We start from the raw sequence: 19056 nt of genomic DNA on the forward strand, positions 1-19056 counted from the left end.
AAATCAGGACGCCGATCCCGAACTACCGCTCTCGATCTGCTGGATGAGCCGCTTGAGCTGGGCAACCTCGTCCTGCAGCGCCCGGTCACCGGCGGGAGTGAGGGTGAGCCAGGTGCGGGCGCGGCGACCCTCGTAGCCCTTCTCGATGGCGATCAGTCCGGCCTTCTCCAGCACCGTCAGATGCTGGCTGAGGTTGCCGGCGGTGAGACCGAGTGCCGTGCGCAGGAAGCCGAATTCGACCCGGCGCGCCTGGTGGGCGACGGTCAGGATGCCCAGGCGGACGCGTTGATGAACGACGTCGTCCAGGCCGATTGCGGGGTGCTGTTCGGGCTGTTCGGTCATCACGCGGCGCGCCCATCGGAACGCCCACCGAACCGCCCCCCGGACCGCTCCGCCAGCGCAAAACCGACCGCGCCGAGCAGCAGGAGCGCGCCGGGGACGGCGTACTGCGGCAGGAAGGCCCAGGGCGAGGTCATCGGGATGCCCGCCCAGCCGGGCGTGAGCGGTACCAGCTCGACGGCCAGGTACAGCGCGGCGAGCAGCAGCAGGGTGCGGCTGCGTTCCACCCGGGCCAGCACCAGCAGCGGCAGCCCGACGGCCAGGGCGCCGCCCGTCAGCCGGGAGAGGAACCTGGCCGCCGGGGACGAGGGGGCGAGGTGCAGGCCCCAGAAGTCGAGCGGCGCGCCGGGCTGCGGTATCCCGTTCCGGGTGACCCAGAGCGAGGTGGCGGCCACCACGGCGAGCAGCGCGAGTCCGGTGAGGACGTAGGGCCGGACGGCCGTGCCGACGCCCCGGCGACGGGCGCGGCGGACGTAGAAGATCGCGGTTGCGAGGTAGGCGAGGGCGAGGCCGATCGGCCAGTAGAGCGGCGAGCCCTGCCGGACGAGGGTGCAGTCGGCGCCCGCGGCGGGTTCGGGGCAGGGGACGGACAGGATCTGGTAGGTGAGGCGGCTGACCAGGATCCCGCCGAGCGTGAGCCCGCCGAGCAGCAGCAGCGGGAACCAGGTGCCGCGCTGGGCGGCACGCACCTTGCGGGTCAACTCGCCCAGGCCGGCGAGGACTTCGTGCGGTGTGCCGTTCGAGGGCACCGTTGCGTCTGTCATGCCATCAGGTTTGCACGACAAACCAGTTGCGACAAGAGACCGTGCGCATCATTTCCCCTCCCCAGTCGCCGAGTTGGGCGAGGACGTAGGCTGGTGGGAGCAGCCGTCCGCACACGGAAGAACGGGAGGAGCCGGCCATGACCGACCGCAAGCCCCCTGGCGTCACCTTCGAGAGCTGGGTCGATCGGCAGATCCGGGAGGCCACCGAGCGCGGCGAGTTCGACAACCTGCCGGGCGCGGGCAAACCGCTCGCCCACGAGAACCGGCCGTACCACGAGATGTGGTGGCTCCGGGAGAAGCTGGAACGCGAGGGCCTGAGTTCTCTGCCCCCGTCTCTCGTCCTGCGCAACGAGCTGCACGAGGCACTCGACGCCGCCCGCCTCGCACCCACCGAGGCGCTGCTGCGCAAGCGTCTCGCCGAGCTCAACTCCCGTATCGACGCAGCCCTCCGCCGCCCCGTCGAAGGCCCACCGCTCGGCGTCGCGCCGGTGGACATCGAGGCCGAGGTCTCCAACTGGCGCCACACCTGAACCGGAAGCCGGAAACCCGTTACCACTGACGCACGTTGGCGGCCGAAGATGACCGCACGGCCGGCGTTCGGTAGTGTGCGCAGCGTGGTGAGCCCCGAGTCGGACGAGGTGGGGGTCTTCGGCCCCGCCGTCGGCCCCTGAGCACCTGAGTCCGCCCTGCCGGGCCGCGCCTGCCCCGCCGAGGGGCCGCGCGGCGCTGAAACGCGACCACAGTTCCTGGACTCCTGGTGACGAGACGGCTGTCCGTTTCCGCTCCTCACCCCGGAGTTCCGCGCGATGCCTCTTGCCCTGTACCTGCTCGCCCTGGCCGTGTTCGCCATGGGTACCTCGGAGTTCATGCTGTCCGGCCTGCTGCCGGATCTCGCCGCCGAGCTCGGCGTCCCGGTCGGCACGGCCGGCCTGTTGACCTCGGCGTTCGCGGTCGGCATGGTCGCGGGCGCCCCGCCGATGGCGGCGCTGGCCCGCCGCTGGCCGCGCCGGGCCGGGCTGCTCACCTTCCTCGTGCTGTTCGCGGCGGCCCACGTCCTCGGCGCCACGGCCGCATCGTTCCCGGTGCTGTGTGTCAGCCGGGTGGTGGCGGCGTTCGCGAACGCCGGGTTCCTCGCTCTGGCGGTGACGGCGGCGGCCGACCTGGTCGGGCCCGAGCGGCGGGGGCGGGCGGTGGGTGTGCTGCTGTCGGGGACGACGGTGGCCACCGTGGTCGGGGTCCCGGCGGGGGCGTTGCTCGGTCAACTGCTGGGCTGGCGTGCCTCGTTCTGGGCGGTGGCGGTGCTCTGCGGGCCGGCCGCCGTCGGGGTGCTGCGGGGCGTCCCGGGCGGAGGCGGATCCGGGCGTTCGGCCCTGCGCGCGGAACTCGCCGAGCTCGCCCGCCCCCGGCTCCTTCGGGTGCTGCTGCTGGGCGCGCTGGTGAACGCCGGGACGTTCGCGGCGTTCACCTTCCTCGCCCCGGTGGTGACCGGCCCGGCCGGGTTCGGGCGGCACTGGGTGCCGGTGGTGCTGGTGCTGTTCGGTCTCGGCACGGTCCTGGGCGTGACCGTCGCGGGGCGGCTCGCCGACCGGCATCCGCTGCGACTGCTCGCGGTGGCGGGCCCGCTACTGCCGCTCGGCTGGGCGGCGTTGGCCGCTTTCCCGATCGCACTGCCGGTCCTCGTACCCGTGCTCGGCACGCTCTCCTTCGCCGTCGGCGGCACCTTGATCACCTGTGCCCTGGCCACCGCCACCGGCGCACCCACCATGGCCGGGGCCTACGCGACGGCCGCCCTCAACCTCGGCGCCACCGCCGGCCCTCTCCTCGCCGCCGCCACTCTTCCCACTCCGACCGGCCCGCTGTACACCGCCGCAGCCCTCACCGCGGTCGCCCTCGTGCTCACTCCGACGCTCCGCAACCACGCCCCGGCCCGTGCCAACACCTGACCAGCCACCAACGCTCCCAGCCCCCGCGTCGCCCCTGGTCAGCGTGCTTGTAAAGTGCTCGCCATCGTTCGATCGGACGATCTGATTTCAGTTCAGTCGGGGGAGCCAGTGACCGGTACCGCGCAGCATCCGCAGTCGGGGTGCGACAGCCCGCGGGCACTCTGGGCGGCGGACGAGGAGCCGCAGCCGCCGGTGCCGTGGTACCGGCAGCTGACGGCAAAGCAGTTCGACGTCGGCGTGGGGGCGGCGGCAGCTCTCGCGCTCGCCGTACTGGCCGCCGGGGCGATGGACTCGGGGGTGGAGCGGCGCAAGGTCGCGCTGCCGGCCGAGTTCGCGGGCCTGTCACGGGTGACGGAGGATCGGGAACTGGCCCAACTGCGGGCCGCGTACGAGTCGGACGACGCCAAGCGCTTCGTGCCCCGCAGCATTCAGGTGGTGGCGTACGGGCCGCCGGGGGCGACCGGCTTCGCGCAGGCGGAGTTGCTGGCGGTGGTGATGAGCGGTTCGGTGCCGGACTCCGACCAGGCGGCCGCCTGGATGCTCCGAGGCTACTCCCACACCGACACCACCACCCTCCGCGACAGCACGGCCGTCACGGGCCTGCGCATGTTCGAGCCCGGCCCGCTCGGCGGCGCGATCGCCTGCGCGGCGGTCTGGGACGACAAGCGCGAACTCCCGGTCTGCGCCTGGGCGGACGGCTCCTCCCTGGGCAGCCTGACGGACGGCACCGCCGGCCTCTCCCTGGCCGAACTCGCCGCCCGCACCCGCGAGTTGCGCGAACGCTCCGAGCGGAAGGCCTGAACACCGCCCACCGTCACACCCCGCGAAATCCCCCGTCGCTCCGCAACAGTTGACCGTTGACCCACTGCCCTGACGGCGAGCAGAGGAAGTCGATCAGCCGGGCCGCGTCCTGCGGCGTACCGAGTCGGGCCAACGGCGTGCGGGCGAGGACGTCGGCGCGGAGGGTGTCGTTCATCCAACCGGTGTCGGTGGGGCCGGGGTTGACGGCGTTGGCGGTGATGCCGAGGTGGGCGAGTTCGTGGGCGGCGGCCAGCGTGATCCGGTCGAGTGCGCCCTTGCTGGCGCCGTAGGGGAGGTTGCCGACGGTGTGGTCGCTGGTGAGGGCGACGATCCGGCCGGTGCCGAACGGGCCGGTGAAGCGCCGCCCGAGCTCGCGGATCAGCAGCCAGCTCGCCCGCGTGTTGACGGCGAAGTGCCGGTCGAAGCTCTCCACACTGGTGTCGAGCAGCCCGGAGTCGACGGATTCGGCGTGGCTCATCACCAGCGCGGTGACGGGGCCGAGTTCGGCCTCCACCTGGTCGAACAGCCGGGCGGGCGTCCCGGGGTCGGCGAGGTCGGCGGGCACCGCGAGCTGCCGGGCGCCGTGCGCGCGGATCGCCGCGCCGACGGCCTCGACGGCGTCCTTTTCCACACCCCAGGGCATCCGGGTGTCGTACGGCGTCCAGTGGGTGTGCGCGATGTCCCAGCCGGAGGCGGCGAGTTGCTCGGCCACGGCGGCGCCGATGCCGACCGTCCGGCCGACTCCCGTCACCAGCGCGACGGGACGGGACGGGGCATCCGAATCGGTCTTCATCAGCGCCGATCCTGACGAACCCGCCGCCCCGCTCACAAACGGTTTTCGTCCCGGTCCCTCGCAGCCCGATCTCCCGCAGCCGGATCCCCCACCGCCCGGTCCCCCGCAGCCCGGTCCCCCGCATCCCGCCGCAGCACCGCCCGGATCGGCCCGTCCGGGTGGACGGTCAGCCGGTACCCGGCCCCACCGGGCCGCTCGCGGATCTCCGGCCGGACGGCGGGCAGCAACTCCTCCAGCAGCAGCGTCATCTCCCGCACCGCGAACTGCGCGCCGATGCAGGCGCGCGGCCCCAGGCCGAACGGGAAGTACGTGCCGGGCGCGGGGCGCCGTTCGGCGGTCAGGAAGCGCTGCGGCCGGAACGTCTCCGGGTCGGGCCACAGCGCCGGGTCGCGGTGCGTCAGGTAGGGGCACAGCAGGACGGTCGCGCCGGCGGGGACGGTCCGGCCGCCGACGGTGCCGGTCTCGGCGGCGTGCCGGGGCATCAGCCAGGCGACGGGGTACAGCCGCAGCGTCTCGTCGATCAGCGCCCGGATCGCGGCCGCCCGTTCCGCGGAACCGGCCGGGCCGGCGGACAGCGCCCAGTCGCGCTGCTCGGGGTGGGTGTCGAGCAGCAGGAACAGCCAGCCGAGGGTGGTGGCGGTGGTCTCGTAGCCGGCCACCATCAGGGTGAGCAGTTCGTCGCGCACCAACTTCTCGTCGTAGCCGGGCAGTTCGCCGGCGGCACGGAGCAGCACGGCGATCAGGGTGGGTTCGTCGGCCTTCCGGGCGAGCGCGATGGCGTGCTCGGCGGCCCGGTCGGCGTCGGCGACGGCCTGGCTGAAGTCGGCGGCGGTCTCGCCGGTGGCGGGGGCGAACGCGGGGATCGCGGCGAGGCTGTCCCCGGCGGCGACCAGTTGCCGGTAGGTGGGTTCGTCCAGCGCCTGCGCGGTGAGCGAGCGCCAGATCACGTCGAGCGAGAAGTACCGCAGGTCGGCGTCGAGTTCGCGCGCCTCGCCGCTGTCTGCGGCGGCCCGCCACCGGTCGGCGAGCGCCGCCACCGCAGCGCGCAACTGCGGCTCGTAGGTGCGGATGCCGCGGACGGTGAACTGCGGTTGCAGCAGCTTGCGTTGGCGCCGCCACGGCTCTCCGGCGGCGCACAGCAGGCCGTCGCCGAGCAGCACCTTCGCGCGGTGCCCGTGCTTGACGTACGTGTCGGGGTTGCGGGCCAGCACGTGCTGGACCTCCTCGGGCCCGGTGACCAGCACCACCTGCCGGTCGCCGATCCTGAACCCGGCTACGGGGCCGAGCCGTTGAGCGGCCGTCAGCAGGTCGACCAGCCGCCCGCCGCCGGCCCGCCAGCGGACGAGTTCCTCGGCGTCGAGCTCCGGAAGGGTGCTGTCCGCTGCCGTCACCATCACGTCTCTCCCCTGCTGGCCCGCCCGGTCGAGCAACCACCCTAACGGAGCGTGGGCGCCGCGCGCCGGTCCGCAATCATCCGGCGTTCAGCAGCCGTTCCTCCTCCGCCGCGCTGAGGCCCTCCTTGTCGGGGGCCGGTCCGCCGCGGGCGGTGTCCCAGGCCAGGGTGTCGGCGAGGGTCTCGGCCAGCGGGCGGAACGTCAGCCCGGCAGCCAGCGCACGGGAGATGTCGGACCGGTTGGCCGCCGCGTAGTCCGGGTCGCCGTTCCACAGCGGGACGCCCATCCACGGCGCGACGCCGGCCTTCAGCAGGGTCTCGGTGCCGATCCAGACCGTCTCCACGTCGGAGCCCGCCACAGCCTGGCAGGCGGTGAAGAACTCGCCGATGGGCATGCTGTGGCCGGTGACCAGGTGGATTCCGCCGCGCTGCCCGGTGGCGCAGCCGAGGATCCACGCCGCGAGGTCGCGGACGTCGATGAACTGGGTCGGGTCGGCCGGGTCGCCGGGCAGCAGCACCCGGCCGCCGCGCCGGAACCGCCGCGGCCAGTACGCGAACCGGTCGGTCGTGTCGTACGGGCCGACGATCAGTCCGGGTCGGACGATGCTCGCGCGCTCGCCGTACGCGTCCAGCACGATCCGCTCGCAGGCGGCCTTGTTGGCGCCGTACAGCTGGATCGGCGGCAGGCCCTCGACGAGCTCCAGCACCTCGCCGTCCTCGTCCTGCACGGTGGACAGGTCGGCGAGCACCGAGATCGTCGAGACGAAGACGTACCGGCCGACGCGATCCCCGAGGGCGGTGACCGAACGCTGCACCACCTCGGGCAGATACCCCGCGACGTCGATCACGGCGTCCCAGCGGCGCCCCTCCAGCGCGGACAGGTCCGCGGTGCGGTCGCCGATCAGCGTCTCGACGCCCGCCTCGGCGAACAGCCCGGGGTCGCTGAGACCGCGGTTGAACATCGTGACCTGGTGGCCCGCGGCCAGCGCGGCCTCGACCACGGCCCGGCCCACGAACCGCGTGCCACCCAGCACGAGCAGGCTGAGCCGGTCGGCGGAAGTGTTCTGCATGGTGAACAACACCCTCTCGGTGACCCGTCATTGGCACTCACACAAATAGCACCGCGCTCACCCCGTCAGCGAGGAATTTCCAACCGGTCCAGCAGTTCGCCCATCTGACGTTCCGTCAGATGGGCACTGGCAGCGGCCCCTTCCCGCAACTCGGGCGCGGCGTCCGGATCGGCGAGCAGCGCGGCAACGGTGCCGACCGGCGTGCGGGGGTTCGCGGCGGCGGCGCGGCGGACGCTCGGGTCGGGGTCGGCCAGCAGCGCGGCCAGGTCGCCGTCGAACTCCGGGTCAGCGGCGGCGAGTTCGCGCACCTCGGGATCGTCGTGCCGGGCGAGTTCGGCGGGCACGCCCCGGCTCGGAAACGTGTCCCGCAGGCGCAGCCGGAGGCGGTGTTCGGGGACGGCGAGATAGGTCTCCAGCAGCAGGGCCGGCGGAGCATCGGGGTGGCACAGGGCGAGCAGCTGACGCACCTCGGGGTCGGGGTCGGCGGCGAGCAACTCGACCGTCGGGGCGTCGAGTTCGGGGCAGGTGGCGGCGGCGCGGCGCAGCAGCGGATGCGGGGAGCGGGCGCAGGCGTGGTACCAGTCGAGGGCGGGACGGTCGAGGGAGTTACGGAAGATCCAGCGATTGGCGCTCGGGTAGGAGTAGTCGACCCAGTTGACGGCCAGGGTCTCGGCGCGCCTGCGCGGGGCGGGTTCGACCTCGGCACGCCGGCGGACGCCCGGGTCTGGGTCGGCAGCGAGCAGGGCGATCAACTCGGGGGTGAGGTCGTCGCGTTCGGCGACGCGGTGGCGCACGTGCGGGTCGGGGTGGGCGGCCAGGCGGTGGATCTCTTCGCGGGTGAGGTGCGGATTTCCGGCGAGGTTGTAGGCGTAGCCGTCGGCGAGGCCGGCTTCGAACAGCTCGGGCGGGACGAGGCGGGTGGCGTACCAGTAGGCGCGGTTGCGGTCGGCGCCGGCGTGGGCGAGGTCCTCGGCGGTCAGCGCCATGGGGGCGCGGTAGCGCCGGGCGGCGGCGCGGACCTCCGGATCGGGGTCGTCCAGCAGGGCCGCGCGCTGCTCTTCGTCGAGCGCGTCGAGGAAGTAGCTTGCCTGGAGGCGCAGTTGGGGTGACGGGTGGCTGGCCGTCCGGCGGCGGAAGGTGGCGGTGATGGCGCCGCAGCGGTCCAGTTCGCCGACGATCTCGTTGAGGGTGAGGTGCGGCGCGGTCCGCTCGAAGGTGGCGAGGTGGATCCGTTCGAGCACCGCGTCGGACAGCGGGCGGGGTCGCCGTTCGGCGTACTTGCCGGAGAAGAGCCTGACCGCCACCAGATCGTTCGGGTCGCCCGCCAGCCTCAGGCACTGCTCGTCGCTGAGCCACGGGTTCCCGGCGATCGCCCTCCGCACGCCCGCGTCGGGGCTGCGCAGCGCCGCCTCGACGAACTCGTCCGGCAGTCGACGCTGCGTGAACACCGGCCACGCGGCCTTGGCCTCGGACGCGAGCAGGCGCAGCAGGACGGCGGTGGGCGCGCCGGGGTTGGCGGCGATGCCGCGCAGCAGGGGCTCGTTGTCGATCACCGGCCCATCCTGGCACGCCCGTTGGCGTACAAACGCCGTGCGTCCCGCAGCCCGTCCTGCTACCGTTCCGGCCATGAAGCGCGCTGCGATGCTGACGACGACGCCGGAGAGTGTCCCGGCGCGCTGACTGCTGTTCTGATCAAGCCCCGGGGCCGAGCGCCCGGGGCTTTCGCATGTGCGGCCGTGGCGGCTCGTCCCCCTTCCGGTGAGGAGACCGCCGTGTTCGACCATCGCAAACTGGGCCGCGAGCTGGACCTGTTCGACACCGATCCGCTGATCGGTTCGGGTCTGCCGTTCTGGCTGCCGGACGGCGCCGTGGTGCGGCAGAGCCTGGAGGATTTCATCCGCGCCCTGGAGCGGCGCGCGGGCTACCGGCACGTGTATTCGCCGGTGCTGGGCAAGCGTGAGCTGTACGAGCGTTCGGGGCACTGGGCGCACTACCGCGACGACATGTTCCCGCCGCTCTCGATGGGCGAGGACGACCAGCTCGTCCTCCGCCCCAGCCTCTGCCCGCACCACGCCGTGATGTTCCGTTCCCGCCCCCGTAGCTACCGTGAACTACCACTACGCATGGCCGAGTTGGGCGGCATGTACCGCTCGGAGCGGTCGGGGGTGCTGGGCGGGCTGACCAGGGTGCGGGCGATCCAGCTGAACGACGGGCACATCTTCTGCACCCTGGACCAGGTCGCGGAGGAGGCGCGCGGCGCACTGGAGCTGATCGCGGTGGCGTACCGGGCGATGGGCATCACCGCGTCCCGTTACCGGCTGTCGCTGCCGGGGGGCGGCGGGAAGTACGTGGCCCGGCCGGAGTTGTGGGAGCGGGCGACCGCGCTGCTGGTGGGGGTGCTGGACGAGCTCGGTGTGCCGTACGAGGAGGGCGTCGGCGAGGCCGCGTTCTACGGACCGAAGATCGACGTGCAGGTGGTGGACGGTGCGGGCCGCGAGTCGACCCTGTCCACCGTGCAGGTCGACTTCCATCAGCCCGAGCAGTTCGACCTGCACTACATCGGCCCGGACGGGGCGAAGCACCGGCCGGTGATGGTGCACCGGGCGATCCTCGGCAGTGTGGAGCGGGCGGCGGCGCAGCTGATCGAACAGCACGGCGGGGCGTTCCCGGCGTGGCTGGCGCCGGTGCAGCTGGCAGTGCTGCCGCTCGGCGAGGAGCAGGAGGGTGCGGCGCGCGAGCTGGCCGCCCGCTGTCTGGAGCTCGATCTGCGGGCCGGGGTGCTGGGTGCGGACCGCGGTTCACTGGGCGCCCGGGTCCGGGAGGCCCGGCTCGCGCCGTACCAGGTGGTGCTCGGTCCGCGCGAGGCCGCCGACGGCACCCTCGCGGTGCGGCTGCGCGACGGCCGCCGGCTCGACCCGCTGCCCGCCGAGGAGCTGCTGGCGCAGATCGACGCGAGGGTGCGGGCGCACAGCGCCGCTCTCTGGTGAACCGACCGGCCGGGAGTGTGGCGCAGACCACAACAGGAGCGTGACAAGACCCACGCCGCACCCCCGGCCGACCAGGCACCAATCGTCCCGGCCGCAGCCCCAGCACACGCCCAAGTCCCCTTTATCCAGGGCTTATCCGCAGGTCGGACGGCCATCGCCGGGGCCGAAGGGCCCTCGTGCCCGGGACCTTCGGCGTGGCATACTCCGGAGCCATGACCGGCATTCACGCGACCAGAGCCCTGCGGGGCGCGGTGTTCACCGCGCTCGCCGTGCCGCTGGCCGCGTTCGGCCAGGTGGTGATCACCGGCCGTGCCCTGCCGCTCACCCTGGTCGCAGTCGCCTGCGTCGCGGTCTTCCTGCTCGCGGTCCTGCTGGACGGCGCACGCCGCCACTTCCTGCTGCTGTCCGCGGTGCTGGTACCGGTCGAACTGCTGCTCAACACCGTCTTCAACCTCGGCCAGGACGCCTGTTCCCGGCCCATGCACGGCGTGGACCTGCTGGTCTGTGGCGGCGACCGGGTCAGCGGCTCCGAACTGTTCGCCGAGTGGACGCACAACTCGGCGAGCATGCTGCGCCTGCTGGTGCTCGGCGTGCACCTGGTGGTCGCACTGGCCGCCGCGGCCTGGCTGCGGCTGGCCGACGCCGCCCTCGACGGGGTCGGCGAGGCCCTGCGCACGGTGGCCCGGCTGCTGCCCGGCCACTGGCGCGCGCTGCTCCTGGCGGCCCGCCCGGCCTGCCCGGCCGAGCTGCTGCCCCCGGCCGGCGTCGAGCCCGCCCCGCGCCGTCCGCAGGACGCCGTCCACACCCCCGCCCCGCGTCGCGGACCGCCGCAGCTGGCCCTCGCCTGCTGACGGCCCCGCCACTTCGCACGACGCGTTCCGCGGCCGTCTCCGGGCATCCCGCTGCCCCTTCACTTTTCATGACCCGCACCCCGCCGGGCCGCCGCCCGCCCCTGCTCCCGTCCAGGTGAGACCACCTGGGAGCCGGGCCGCGCCGCCCGCCGGGTGCAGAGGAGACGGATCACCATGCCCAGCACCCACAAGTCCGCCAAGACGGTCTCGGCCCGCGAGCGCCTGAAGCAGGCCCAGCAGGCGGAGGCGCTGCGCGCCAAGCGCCGCCGCGCCCTCACCATCGGCATCTCGGTCGTCGCGGCCGTCGCCGTGATCGCGGGCGGCACCACCCTCGCCGTGAACGCCTCCAAGAACTCCGACTCCGCGAGCGGCCCGATCGCCGTCCCGGCCAACGCCACCGGCCCCGACAGCACTGTGGTCGTCTACGGCAACCCGGACGCCCCGCACACCCTGGCCGTGTACGAGGACTTCCGCTGCCCGGTCTGCGAGGCCTTCGAGACCTCGTCCGGGCCGGCCGCGAAGGAACTCGCCGACCAGGGCCAGTACAAGATCGAGTACCACATGGCCGCGTTCCTCGACAACAACCTCGGCGGCAAGGGCTCGAAGACCGCGCTGGCCGCGGCCGGCGCCGCGCTGAACGAGGGCGTCGACAAGTTCAAGCAGTTCCACGACGTGCTCTACGCCAACCAGCCCGCCGAGAGCTCGGACGCCTTCGGCGACGTCAACCACATCCTCGACCTCGCCGGCCAGGTCCCCGGCCTGAAGACCGAGGCCTTCACCAAGGCGGTCACCGAGGGCACCTACAAGAACTGGGCCACCAAGGTCGCCGCCGCGTTCAACAAGAGCGGCGTCACCGGCACCCCGACCGTCAAGCTCGACGGCAAGACCCTCGACGTGATCGGCAAGGACGGCAAGGCGCTGAACGGCGAGCAGTTCAGCGCGTTGGTCAAGCAGACCCTGGGCGGGTGACGCGATGACCACGGCCCGGGACACCACCCCAGCAATCAAGGGCGCAGCGAGCCGCCGCTTCTCCTGGCTGATCCTGCTGAGCGGACTGCTCGGCCTGGCCGCCTCGGCGCAGCTCACCCTGGACAAGATCCGGCTGATCGAGAACCCGGCCTTCCAGCCGAACTGCAACATCAACCCGATCATCAGCTGCGGCTCGGTCATGCGCACCGAACAGGCCGAAGTCTTCGGCTTCCCCAACCCGATCCTCGGCCTGGCCGCCTTCGGCGCCCTCGCCGCCATCGGCGCGGGCCTGCTCGCGGGCGCCTCCTACCGCCGCTGGTTCTGGCTCGCCCTCCAGGGCGGCAGCCTCGTCGGCCTCGCCTTCGTCGCCTGGCTCATCCGCCAGGCCCTGTACGAGATCGGCGCCCTGTGCCCCTATTGCATGGTGGTCTGGGCCGTGGTCATCACCCTCTTCTGGTCCACCACCATCCACAACATCCGCACCGGCATCCTCCCCACCCCACCCACCGTCCGCCGCCTGGCCACCCTCAACCACCAGTGGCTGGTCCCGGCCGCCGGCTTCCTGCTGATAGGCCTGCTCATCCTGACCCGCTTCTGGTACTACTGGTCGACGCTGCTCTGAGGCCCTGAAAAGGGCCGGCCCTCCGCGGGCCGGCCCTTTCGGCTTCTCACGGCACCCTTGGCGGGGAGGCCAGCGCGGCCGACACCAGGGCCTGGACGCCCCGCTCGTCGAGGTCGCCGTCGAGGACGATGCCGCGGAAGAGCATCAGGCCGGCCCACATGTCGAGCAGGGTGAGGACGTCGGTGTCGGCAGGGAGGACGCCCCGGGTGACGGCGCGGCGCAGGACGGTGGCGGAGCGGTCGCGGCGGGGCTGGATGAGCTCGGTGCGCAGGCGGTGGGCGAGTTCGGGGTCGGTGGCGGCGTCCGAGATCAGCGCAGGCAGAATGGCCCGGACCTGTGGGGCGCCGTAGAGGCCGGCCAGCGCCTGGGCCACGGCGAGGATTTCGCGCGGGCTGTCGCCGAGGTCGTCCACCGGGATGTCCGGCAGCCGGGTGCGTACGGCGTCCAGGGTGAGTGCGGCCTTGTGCGGCCAGGACCGGTAGACGGTGGCCTTGCCGACGCCGGCCTCCTGCGCGATGCCGCCGACCGTCGCCCTCGCGTAGCCGACCCGGGACAGCACCCGCAGCGTGGTCTCCAGGATCCGTTCCCGGGCCGCCAAGTCCCTTACGGGCGCGCCCTGTTCCTCGGACAGCGGGAGCAGATTCCGCTTCTCCCCCATGAGTGTCCTTGCCTCCGTCTGTTCTCGTCAGCGCCCGGCCAGCCAGCCGGTGATCAGTTCGGCGATCCCGCCGCCGGAGCGGGCCCAACGGACGTGGTCGGCGGATTCGCCGTTCGCGGGCGTGTGGTGGCGGCGCTCCACCTGGGCGGCGGGGAGCTTGGCGACCAGGCGGTCGACCGCGCTCGCGGGGGCGAGGTGGTCGCCCGGGAGCGAGACGGCGAGGACGGGCAGGGAGAGCGCCGCCAGGGCCTGTTCGTAGTCGAGGTCGGCGCCGGCGGGCGCGAAGCGGCCGGTGCGGCCGAGGCGGGCCCAGTCGCGCATCAGCCGGGCGGGCTGGCGGCCGCCGAAGCCGAGCCGGTGGCCGGGCCAGTAACCCCACAACGTGGCGATCAGCGCGAGGAGTTGGGTGCTGGCCAGTACCCGCAGGCGGGCGATGCCGGTGAAGCCCCGGAAGTCCACGGTGCCGGAGGCGACGAGCACCAGGCCGTCCACCGCCTTGGGTTCGCGCGCGGCGGCCAGCACGGCGGCCTGCCCGCCGATGCTGTGGCCGAGCAGGAACAGCGGCACGTCCGGCCCGAACCTGGCCCGGGCCGCCGCCGTCACCGCCGGGAAGTCCCGGGCGGCCAGCGCGTGGTAGCCGTGCGTCGAGCGACGGTCGGCGGGCGGCCCGCTCTCGCCCTGCCCGCGCAGGTCCGCCGCCACCGTGGCGACGCCGCGCGCGGCCAACTCGGCGCAGAACGGCGCGTAGTAGCCGGCCGGCACCCCGAGCGCGGGCCACAGCACCAGCACCGCCGTGGGTACACCGTCCGGCACCGTCACCGTCGCGGCCAGCGCCTCGGCGCCCGGCACCGGTATCCGCACGATCCACCCTCCCGTCTCCACTCGCCCCACAGCTCGGAACGAGTCGTCTCGTTCCAAGCTAGCGAGCACTCTCCCGAACCGTCAAGTACCGTCCCCACCAGCACTTTTGGCGACACCCGCCGCTCTTGCGCCGCTCTCCGCGCACCGATTACAGTCCGGACCCCCACCCCATCGGAGGTACGCATGACCCGCCAATGGACCCTTCGGGAGAGCGTGACGGTGCACGCCTCCGCCGAGTCGGTGTACGCCGCGCTCCGCGACATCCGGAACCTGGCCCGCTGGAGCCCGGAGTGCTTCGCGATCCGGACGCTGGGCCGCGGACCGGTCACCGAGGGCACCCGTTTCCTGGGCTTCAACCGCAAGGGCCCGTTCGTGTGGTTCACCGACTGCCGGGTCAGCACCGCCAGGGCGCCGCAGGAGTTCGCCTTCCGGGTGGCCATCTTCGGTCTCCCGGTGGCCAGTTGGGGCTACCTGATCGAGCCGGACGGGCCGGACGCCGTCCGCGTCACCGAGTACTGGGAGGACCTGCGCACCGGCCGGGGCTCCCGCCTGACCGAGTTCCTCGGCCGTGCCTTCACCGGCACCCGACCCACCGACCGCGCGGAGATCAACCGCGCCGGCATGCGCGCCACCCTCGAACGCCTCCGCGCCGCAGTCGAGTCGACGCACCCTGCCCACCCGTGACCACCTCGATCGTGCTGGTCCACGGCATCCGCCTGTCCGCCACCATGCGGCGCCCGCACGTCCGCCGCCTCACCCCCGACTTCCGCGTCAGCGCCGCGGACCTCCCCGGCCACGGCACCCTCGCCGCCCGCCCGTTCACCCTCGACGCCGCAGGCGCCGCCGCGCACGACGCCGCCCTCGAGACCCGCGAGGCGACCGGCCGCCGCCCACCGCTGCTCGATATGTCCACGCCGCCACCCGCCACTCCCGCCTGTTCCGCACCCCCGGCGGCCACCTACTCTCCCTCCAACACCCGGACCGCCTCGCCACCTTGATCCGCCGCGCCCACCGCACCCTCCACCCGGCCGGCAGTTGTCGCGCCACGAGATCCTCAGTGCGCAAACTCTTGACCGCCCGCCGAATGGCCGGTTAGCTGACGGCCGCCGCACAGCCCGTACCTGACGGTGCGTCAAATCAACGACACGGGGGTCAAGTTGATCATCTCTCGCCTGCCCGCGCTGCGCACGGCCGCCATCGCCGCTGCCGCGCTGACCATCAGCTGCACGCTCACCGCCGCCGCCCCGGCGTCGGACACCTCCTCGACGGCCCGCCTCACGCCGTTCACCCTCACCAGCCCGGACTTCCGCGACGGCGGCAAGCTCCCGGCGTGGACGGAGTTCGGCTGGCCGGGCATCGAGGACTCGCCCTGCCACGGCAAGAACCTCGCGCCCCGACTGGACTGGCGCAACTCCCCTGCCGGCACACAGGGCTACGCGCTGCTGGTGAACGACCCGGACGCGCCGCGGGCCGGCGGCTGGCACCACTGGGTGCTCTACGACATCCCCGGCTCCGCCCGCCGCATCGACGGCCACGGCACTGCCCAGTTCACCCCGGGCGCCAACAGCTTCGGCGACCCGATAGTCGGTTGGGGCGGCCCCTGCCCGCCCGCCACGGGCCAGCCCCACCACTACGTCTTCACGCTCTACGCGCTCTCCACCCCGACCCTCCCGACCGCGGGGCTGACGTACGAGGAGGTCACCGCCGCGATCCAGCCGTACGTCCTCGGGGCCACCACCATCGTCGGCACCTTCACCCGGACCCCCTGACGCCCGCACAACACCGCTGAGCGCAAACGCCGTTCCCCGGTGTGGCGCTCCGGCGGCCGCGGACACCGCCCCTACCATGGGCGGTGTCCGCACCAGTCCCGCCGCCGGAGGTGCCCCATGACCAACGCACGGGAACTGTACGAGCGCACCGTCGCCGAACTCGCCCCGGCCGCCGCCCACAACCGCCTCGTCGAACTGGTGGAGGCCGGCACCGCACCCGTCGAGGCACTGCGCCGGATCGCCGGCGAGGAGTACCGGATCATCCACAGCGACCGCCGCTCCTTCGCCCTGATCGCCGCCCGCCACGCCGACAGTTCCCCCACCTCCGCCGCGTTCTTCCTCGGGCTCGCGGAGGGCGAAGGCCAGGCACTCGACCTGCTCACCCCCTTCGCCACCGCCGTCGGCCTCCCGCCCGCCGACCTGGCCGCCTACCGCCCCCGCCCGGCCGCGCAGACCTACCCGCACTACCTCGCCTGGCTCTCCCAGAACGGCCGCCTCGGCGAGACCGTCCTCGCCCTCCTCGCCAACTTCGGCTTCTGGGGCGGCTACTGCGCCCGCCTCGCCAAGGCCCTCCCCGTCCACTACGGCCTCTCCGCCGAAGCCACCGCCTTCTTCCGCTACTTCGCCACCCTCCCCCCGGACTTCGAACCCACCGCCCTCGGCCTCCTCCAACTCGCCCTCGACGAGGGCGAATCCGCCGAGGACGCCCGGCACGCCGCCGTCATGATGCAGGCGTACGAGGCGTCCTTCTGGGCAGCACTGCTCTAGCGCTTCAGCCGGTACACCACCGTCCGCCGGTGCTCCCCCGGCGGCAGCGTCACATCCTCGAAGTCCGCCGCCGGGTCGTACGTCATGCCCAGGCGTTCCGCCACCGCCCGCGACGGAGCGTTCCCGGCCGCGATCAGTGCCAGGATCTCCGGCAGCGCCAACTCCTGGAATCCGTACCGGAGTACAGCCCGCGCCGCCTCCGTCGCGTAACCGTGGCCCCACGCGTCCCGGTGCAGCCGCCAGCCTGCCTCGACGCCCTCGACCGGCGCCTCCTCGTCCACCGGATCGAGCCCGGCGAACCCCAGGAACCGCCCCCCGTCCCGGAGTTCGACGGCCCACCAGCCCCAGCCACGTTCGGCGAGCTCCGCCCGGAACGCCTCCAGCGCCCCCGCAGACTGCTCCCGGGTCATCACCGCACCGAAATACCGTCGCACCTCGGGGTCGGCGTTCAACTCCGCCCACCGGTCCAGGTCGCTGTCCTGCCACTGACGCAACAGCAGCCGGGGCGTGGTCAGTTCGACGAATGCCGCCATCTCAGACCCCCGCCCCGGCCAGCACCTCGACCGCCAGCTTCTCCGCCGCGTCCAGCACCGCACCGAGCGCCGCCGGGTCGGTCCCGCCAGGGGCGAACAACGCCTGTGCCCGCCGCTCGAAGTCCGGTGGCGCGGAAGGGAGTTGCCCGGCCGAGGCGATCGCCCCCTTCTCGTTCACCAGCCACCGCCCGTCCCGCGCGTGCAGCGCGTGCACCAGCAGACCGACCGCCCGGAACAGGCAGCCCTGCACATAACCGGCATCGCCGCGCCGCGCCCCCTTGCGCGCATTGGCCAGCACGAACGGCACCTCCCACCCGGCGTCCGCCTCCAACCGCCTCGCCAACTCGGCCGGGAATTCCCGCACTTCACCCTGAAGCGCGGCCAACGACCCGTCCCGGTCCGCCAGCACCCGTCCCATCGCCAACTCGCCGACGTACGCGTACGACGGCACCCCGTACGGATGCCCGGCCTGCTGGCCCTGAACGTAACGCCCGCCCCGCGCCTCGGCGGCGTACTCGCGGACCCGGGCAACGTCCCGGTAGATCCAGTCGACCCGCACCGGGCCCAGATCCAGCCACGCCCCGCCGTCCACCCAGGGACCCCAGCCGCCGGGCTCGGTCACCTCGACGGGCCCGCCGCAGAGTTCGGCCGCCAGCCGGCGCAGCGCATCGGTGTCCAACTCACCGGCCCGGTAGTACAACCCCAAGTCGTAGTCGGAACCCGCAACATGCGCCCCACGCGCCCGGCTACCGCCCAGGCAGACGCCGACAATTCCCTCGACCGCCACCAGCCGCGAGGCGATCCGCCCGAGCTCGGCCTCGCTCAACTCGCCATGCCCACTGTTCTCGTTCATCGCCCGCCACGATGCCGCACCGCCCCCTCCCCCGCCAGACGTTTTCGCCCGAACGGCCGCCCGGAAGGCGCGGTGCGGCATGAGCCGAACTCAACCGGCCGTGAGAACCCGAAAGTTACCGTGCGCCGGCGCTCAAGCCGGCCTCCGCGCCGACGAGTTCCTTGCCCATGCAGATGCTGAGCTCGTGGTCCTTGTAGTAGCCGAACTTGCGGATCTCGACGTACCCCTCGGAGCTGTACAGCCCGACCGCCTCGGGCTGCAGGGTGCCGGTCTCCAGCACCAGCCGTGTCCGCCCCGCGGCGATCGCGGCCTGTTCGAGGTGGCGCAGCAGGGTGCGGGAGTAGCCCTTGCCGCGGGCGGCGGGGACGACGTACATCCGCTTGAGTTCGGCGTCACCGTCGCGCAGGCCGTCCGCGTCGCGCTCCTTGACCCGCCATCCGCCGCAGGCCACCGGCTCGCCGTCCACGTAGCCGATCACGAACAGCCCGGTGGGCGGGTCGAAGTGGTCGGTGTGCATGGCGGTCTGGTCGCCGTCGCCGTAGCGCAGGACGTACTCCTGCTGGACGTCGGCGGCGAGCTTCTGGGCGTCGGGGTGTCCGAAGCCGGTGGTGCGGATCTCCATGTCGGTCAAGGGTACGGGCCGCTTCCTGGCGGCCTTTCGGCGGGCGCCCGGCCCCGCGCATCCGGACGGCCGTTCAGGGTGCGCCCGCAAACCGCCGTTCAGGCGATTTCCGGGCGGGCGCCTCGGGGTCAACCCGTTTGCCGCACACCATCATCTATTACTTTTTGTCACCATTAGGGCACTTTCTGTCAACTTGTCCCCGCCCCCGTGAGGAGCATCCCGTGATTCTCTCCATCTCAGGCATCGTGCTGTTCGGCGTCATCGCCTTCCTGTTCTTCCGCCGGGACGGGCTGAAGATCTCGCACGCCCTGGTGTGCGCACTGTTCGGTTTCTACGTCGCGGGTTCCTCGATCGCCCCGAGCATTCAGGCGGGCGGCGCGAGCCTGGCCAGCCTGATCGGCGGCCTGAAGTTCTGACCGGCCCCACCTCCTTGCGGCCCGGGCGCGGAGGTCCCACCGCC

23 protein-coding genes are annotated in these 19056 nt (G+C 72.9%); 12 read left to right on the top strand and 11 right to left on the bottom strand.

The annotated features are described in order from the left end of the window. Positions 1 to 3: 3 nt before the first annotated feature. Both ACFYS8_RS19090 and ACFYS8_RS19095 read right to left on the bottom strand, forming a co-directional pair. Positions 4 to 342: a winged helix-turn-helix domain-containing protein gene (locus ACFYS8_RS19090; RefSeq protein ID WP_387642667.1), complete on the bottom strand. Its 339-nt coding sequence runs from the start codon at positions 340 to 342 to the stop codon at positions 4 to 6. After that, entirely contained in the window at positions 342 to 1103 is a 762-nt protein-coding gene (locus tag ACFYS8_RS19095; RefSeq protein ID WP_387642668.1) for a hypothetical protein, read from the bottom strand. The genes ACFYS8_RS19090 and ACFYS8_RS19095 overlap by 1 nt, the downstream gene beginning before the upstream one ends. Before the next feature lie 137 nt (positions 1104 to 1240). Here ACFYS8_RS19095 and ACFYS8_RS19100 point away from each other — a divergent pair, with 137 nt between their 5' ends. The 3 genes from ACFYS8_RS19100 to ACFYS8_RS19110 all read left to right on the top strand — a co-directional run bounded on the left by ACFYS8_RS19100 (position 1241) and on the right by ACFYS8_RS19110 (position 3847). Further along, positions 1241 to 1633, top strand: a complete 393-nt coding sequence (locus tag ACFYS8_RS19100) for a DUF1992 domain-containing protein (RefSeq protein WP_387642669.1) — start codon at positions 1241 to 1243, stop codon at positions 1631 to 1633. Between the two features lie 276 nt (positions 1634 to 1909). Then, the gene (locus ACFYS8_RS19105) at positions 1910 to 3046 is read left to right on the top strand and encodes a Cmx/CmrA family chloramphenicol efflux MFS transporter (protein ID WP_387642670.1); all 1137 of its coding nucleotides are present in this window, start codon (positions 1910 to 1912) and stop codon (positions 3044 to 3046) included. A gap of 108 nt (positions 3047 to 3154) precedes the next feature. Then, complete coding sequence (locus ACFYS8_RS19110; protein ID WP_387642671.1) at positions 3155 to 3847, top strand: hypothetical protein; 693 nt, start codon at positions 3155 to 3157, stop codon at positions 3845 to 3847. Between the two features lie 13 nt (positions 3848 to 3860). On the opposite strand, the gene ACFYS8_RS19115 is transcribed toward ACFYS8_RS19110, so the two are convergent. The 4 genes from ACFYS8_RS19115 to ACFYS8_RS19130 all read right to left on the bottom strand — a co-directional run bounded on the left by ACFYS8_RS19115 (position 3861) and on the right by ACFYS8_RS19130 (position 8656). Next, on the bottom strand, positions 3861 to 4640 hold the full coding sequence (locus tag ACFYS8_RS19115; protein ID WP_387642672.1) for an SDR family oxidoreductase: 780 nt from the start codon (positions 4638 to 4640) through the stop codon (positions 3861 to 3863). Positions 4641 to 4672: 32 nt separating this feature from the next. Continuing rightward, a complete protein-coding gene (locus ACFYS8_RS19120) occupies positions 4673 to 6034 on the bottom strand; it encodes a cytochrome P450 (RefSeq protein WP_387642673.1) in 1362 nt (453 codons plus the stop codon). A gap of 76 nt (positions 6035 to 6110) precedes the next feature. After that, entirely contained in the window at positions 6111 to 7103 is a 993-nt protein-coding gene (locus ACFYS8_RS19125; protein WP_387642674.1) for an NAD-dependent epimerase/dehydratase family protein, read from the bottom strand. A 65-nt stretch (positions 7104 to 7168) separates the two neighbouring features. Next, positions 7169 to 8656, bottom strand: coding sequence for a hypothetical protein (locus ACFYS8_RS19130; RefSeq protein ID WP_387642675.1), 1488 nt, complete (start codon positions 8654 to 8656; stop codon positions 7169 to 7171). Positions 8657 to 8875: 219 nt separating this feature from the next. Between ACFYS8_RS19130 and thrS the strand changes: the two genes are divergently transcribed. From thrS to ACFYS8_RS19150, 4 genes are all read left to right on the top strand, one after another. Further along, positions 8876 to 10090, top strand: coding sequence for a threonine--tRNA ligase (thrS, locus tag ACFYS8_RS19135; RefSeq protein ID WP_387642676.1), 1215 nt, complete (start codon positions 8876 to 8878; stop codon positions 10088 to 10090). A gap of 212 nt (positions 10091 to 10302) precedes the next feature. Next, positions 10303 to 10941 (top strand): hypothetical protein, encoded by a 639-nt coding sequence (locus ACFYS8_RS19140; RefSeq protein ID WP_387642677.1) that lies wholly within the window; start codon positions 10303 to 10305, stop codon positions 10939 to 10941. 174 nt (positions 10942 to 11115) lie between these two features. Beyond that, entirely contained in the window at positions 11116 to 11910 is a 795-nt protein-coding gene (locus ACFYS8_RS19145) for a DsbA family protein (protein WP_387642678.1), read from the top strand. 4 nt (positions 11911 to 11914) lie between these two features. Beyond that, entirely contained in the window at positions 11915 to 12532 is a 618-nt protein-coding gene (locus ACFYS8_RS19150; protein WP_387642679.1) for a vitamin K epoxide reductase family protein, read from the top strand. 46 nt (positions 12533 to 12578) lie between these two features. Here ACFYS8_RS19150 and ACFYS8_RS19155 read toward each other — a convergent pair whose 3' ends face one another. Both ACFYS8_RS19155 and ACFYS8_RS19160 read right to left on the bottom strand, forming a co-directional pair. Then, positions 12579 to 13190, bottom strand: a complete 612-nt coding sequence (locus ACFYS8_RS19155) for a TetR/AcrR family transcriptional regulator (RefSeq protein ID WP_387642680.1) — start codon at positions 13188 to 13190, stop codon at positions 12579 to 12581. Between the two features lie 27 nt (positions 13191 to 13217). After that, positions 13218 to 14051, bottom strand: a complete 834-nt coding sequence (locus tag ACFYS8_RS19160) for an alpha/beta fold hydrolase (protein WP_387642681.1) — start codon at positions 14049 to 14051, stop codon at positions 13218 to 13220. Positions 14052 to 14234: 183 nt separating this feature from the next. Between ACFYS8_RS19160 and ACFYS8_RS19165 the strand changes: the two genes are divergently transcribed. The 4 genes from ACFYS8_RS19165 (at position 14235) to ACFYS8_RS19180 (ending at position 16588) form a co-directional block, all read left to right on the top strand. Further along, a complete protein-coding gene (locus ACFYS8_RS19165; protein WP_387642682.1) occupies positions 14235 to 14735 on the top strand; it encodes an SRPBCC family protein in 501 nt (166 codons plus the stop codon). Continuing rightward, positions 14732 to 15049, top strand: coding sequence for an alpha/beta fold hydrolase (locus tag ACFYS8_RS19170; protein ID WP_387642683.1), 318 nt, complete (start codon positions 14732 to 14734; stop codon positions 15047 to 15049). The genes ACFYS8_RS19165 and ACFYS8_RS19170 overlap by 4 nt, the downstream gene beginning before the upstream one ends. Positions 15050 to 15208: 159 nt before the next feature. Beyond that, complete coding sequence (locus tag ACFYS8_RS19175; RefSeq protein WP_387642684.1) at positions 15209 to 15820, top strand: YbhB/YbcL family Raf kinase inhibitor-like protein; 612 nt, start codon at positions 15209 to 15211, stop codon at positions 15818 to 15820. Positions 15821 to 15937: 117 nt separating this feature from the next. Continuing rightward, positions 15938 to 16588: a transcriptional regulator gene (locus tag ACFYS8_RS19180; protein WP_387642685.1), complete on the top strand. Its 651-nt coding sequence runs from the start codon at positions 15938 to 15940 to the stop codon at positions 16586 to 16588. Here ACFYS8_RS19180 and ACFYS8_RS19185 read toward each other — a convergent pair. The 3 genes from ACFYS8_RS19185 to ACFYS8_RS19195 form a co-directional block, all read right to left on the bottom strand. Beyond that, positions 16585 to 17121, bottom strand: coding sequence for a GNAT family N-acetyltransferase (locus ACFYS8_RS19185; protein WP_387642686.1), 537 nt, complete (start codon positions 17119 to 17121; stop codon positions 16585 to 16587). The genes ACFYS8_RS19180 and ACFYS8_RS19185 overlap by 4 nt on opposite strands. A 1-nt stretch (position 17122) precedes the next feature. Then, complete coding sequence (locus ACFYS8_RS19190) at positions 17123 to 17974, bottom strand: DNA polymerase subunit beta (RefSeq protein ID WP_387642687.1); 852 nt, start codon at positions 17972 to 17974, stop codon at positions 17123 to 17125. A gap of 115 nt (positions 17975 to 18089) precedes the next feature. After that, positions 18090 to 18596: a GNAT family N-acetyltransferase gene (locus tag ACFYS8_RS19195; protein WP_387642688.1), complete on the bottom strand. Its 507-nt coding sequence runs from the start codon at positions 18594 to 18596 to the stop codon at positions 18090 to 18092. A 221-nt stretch (positions 18597 to 18817) separates the two neighbouring features. Here ACFYS8_RS19195 and ACFYS8_RS19200 point away from each other — a divergent pair, with 221 nt between their 5' ends. Further along, positions 18818 to 19012, top strand: coding sequence for a hypothetical protein (locus ACFYS8_RS19200; RefSeq protein ID WP_014134294.1), 195 nt, complete (start codon positions 18818 to 18820; stop codon positions 19010 to 19012). The last annotated feature ends 44 nt before the right edge of the window (positions 19013 to 19056 follow it).

It is taken from the genome of Kitasatospora sp. NPDC004615 (assembly GCF_042873545.1).
Taxonomy (GTDB): domain Bacteria; phylum Actinomycetota; class Actinomycetes; order Streptomycetales; family Streptomycetaceae; genus Kitasatospora.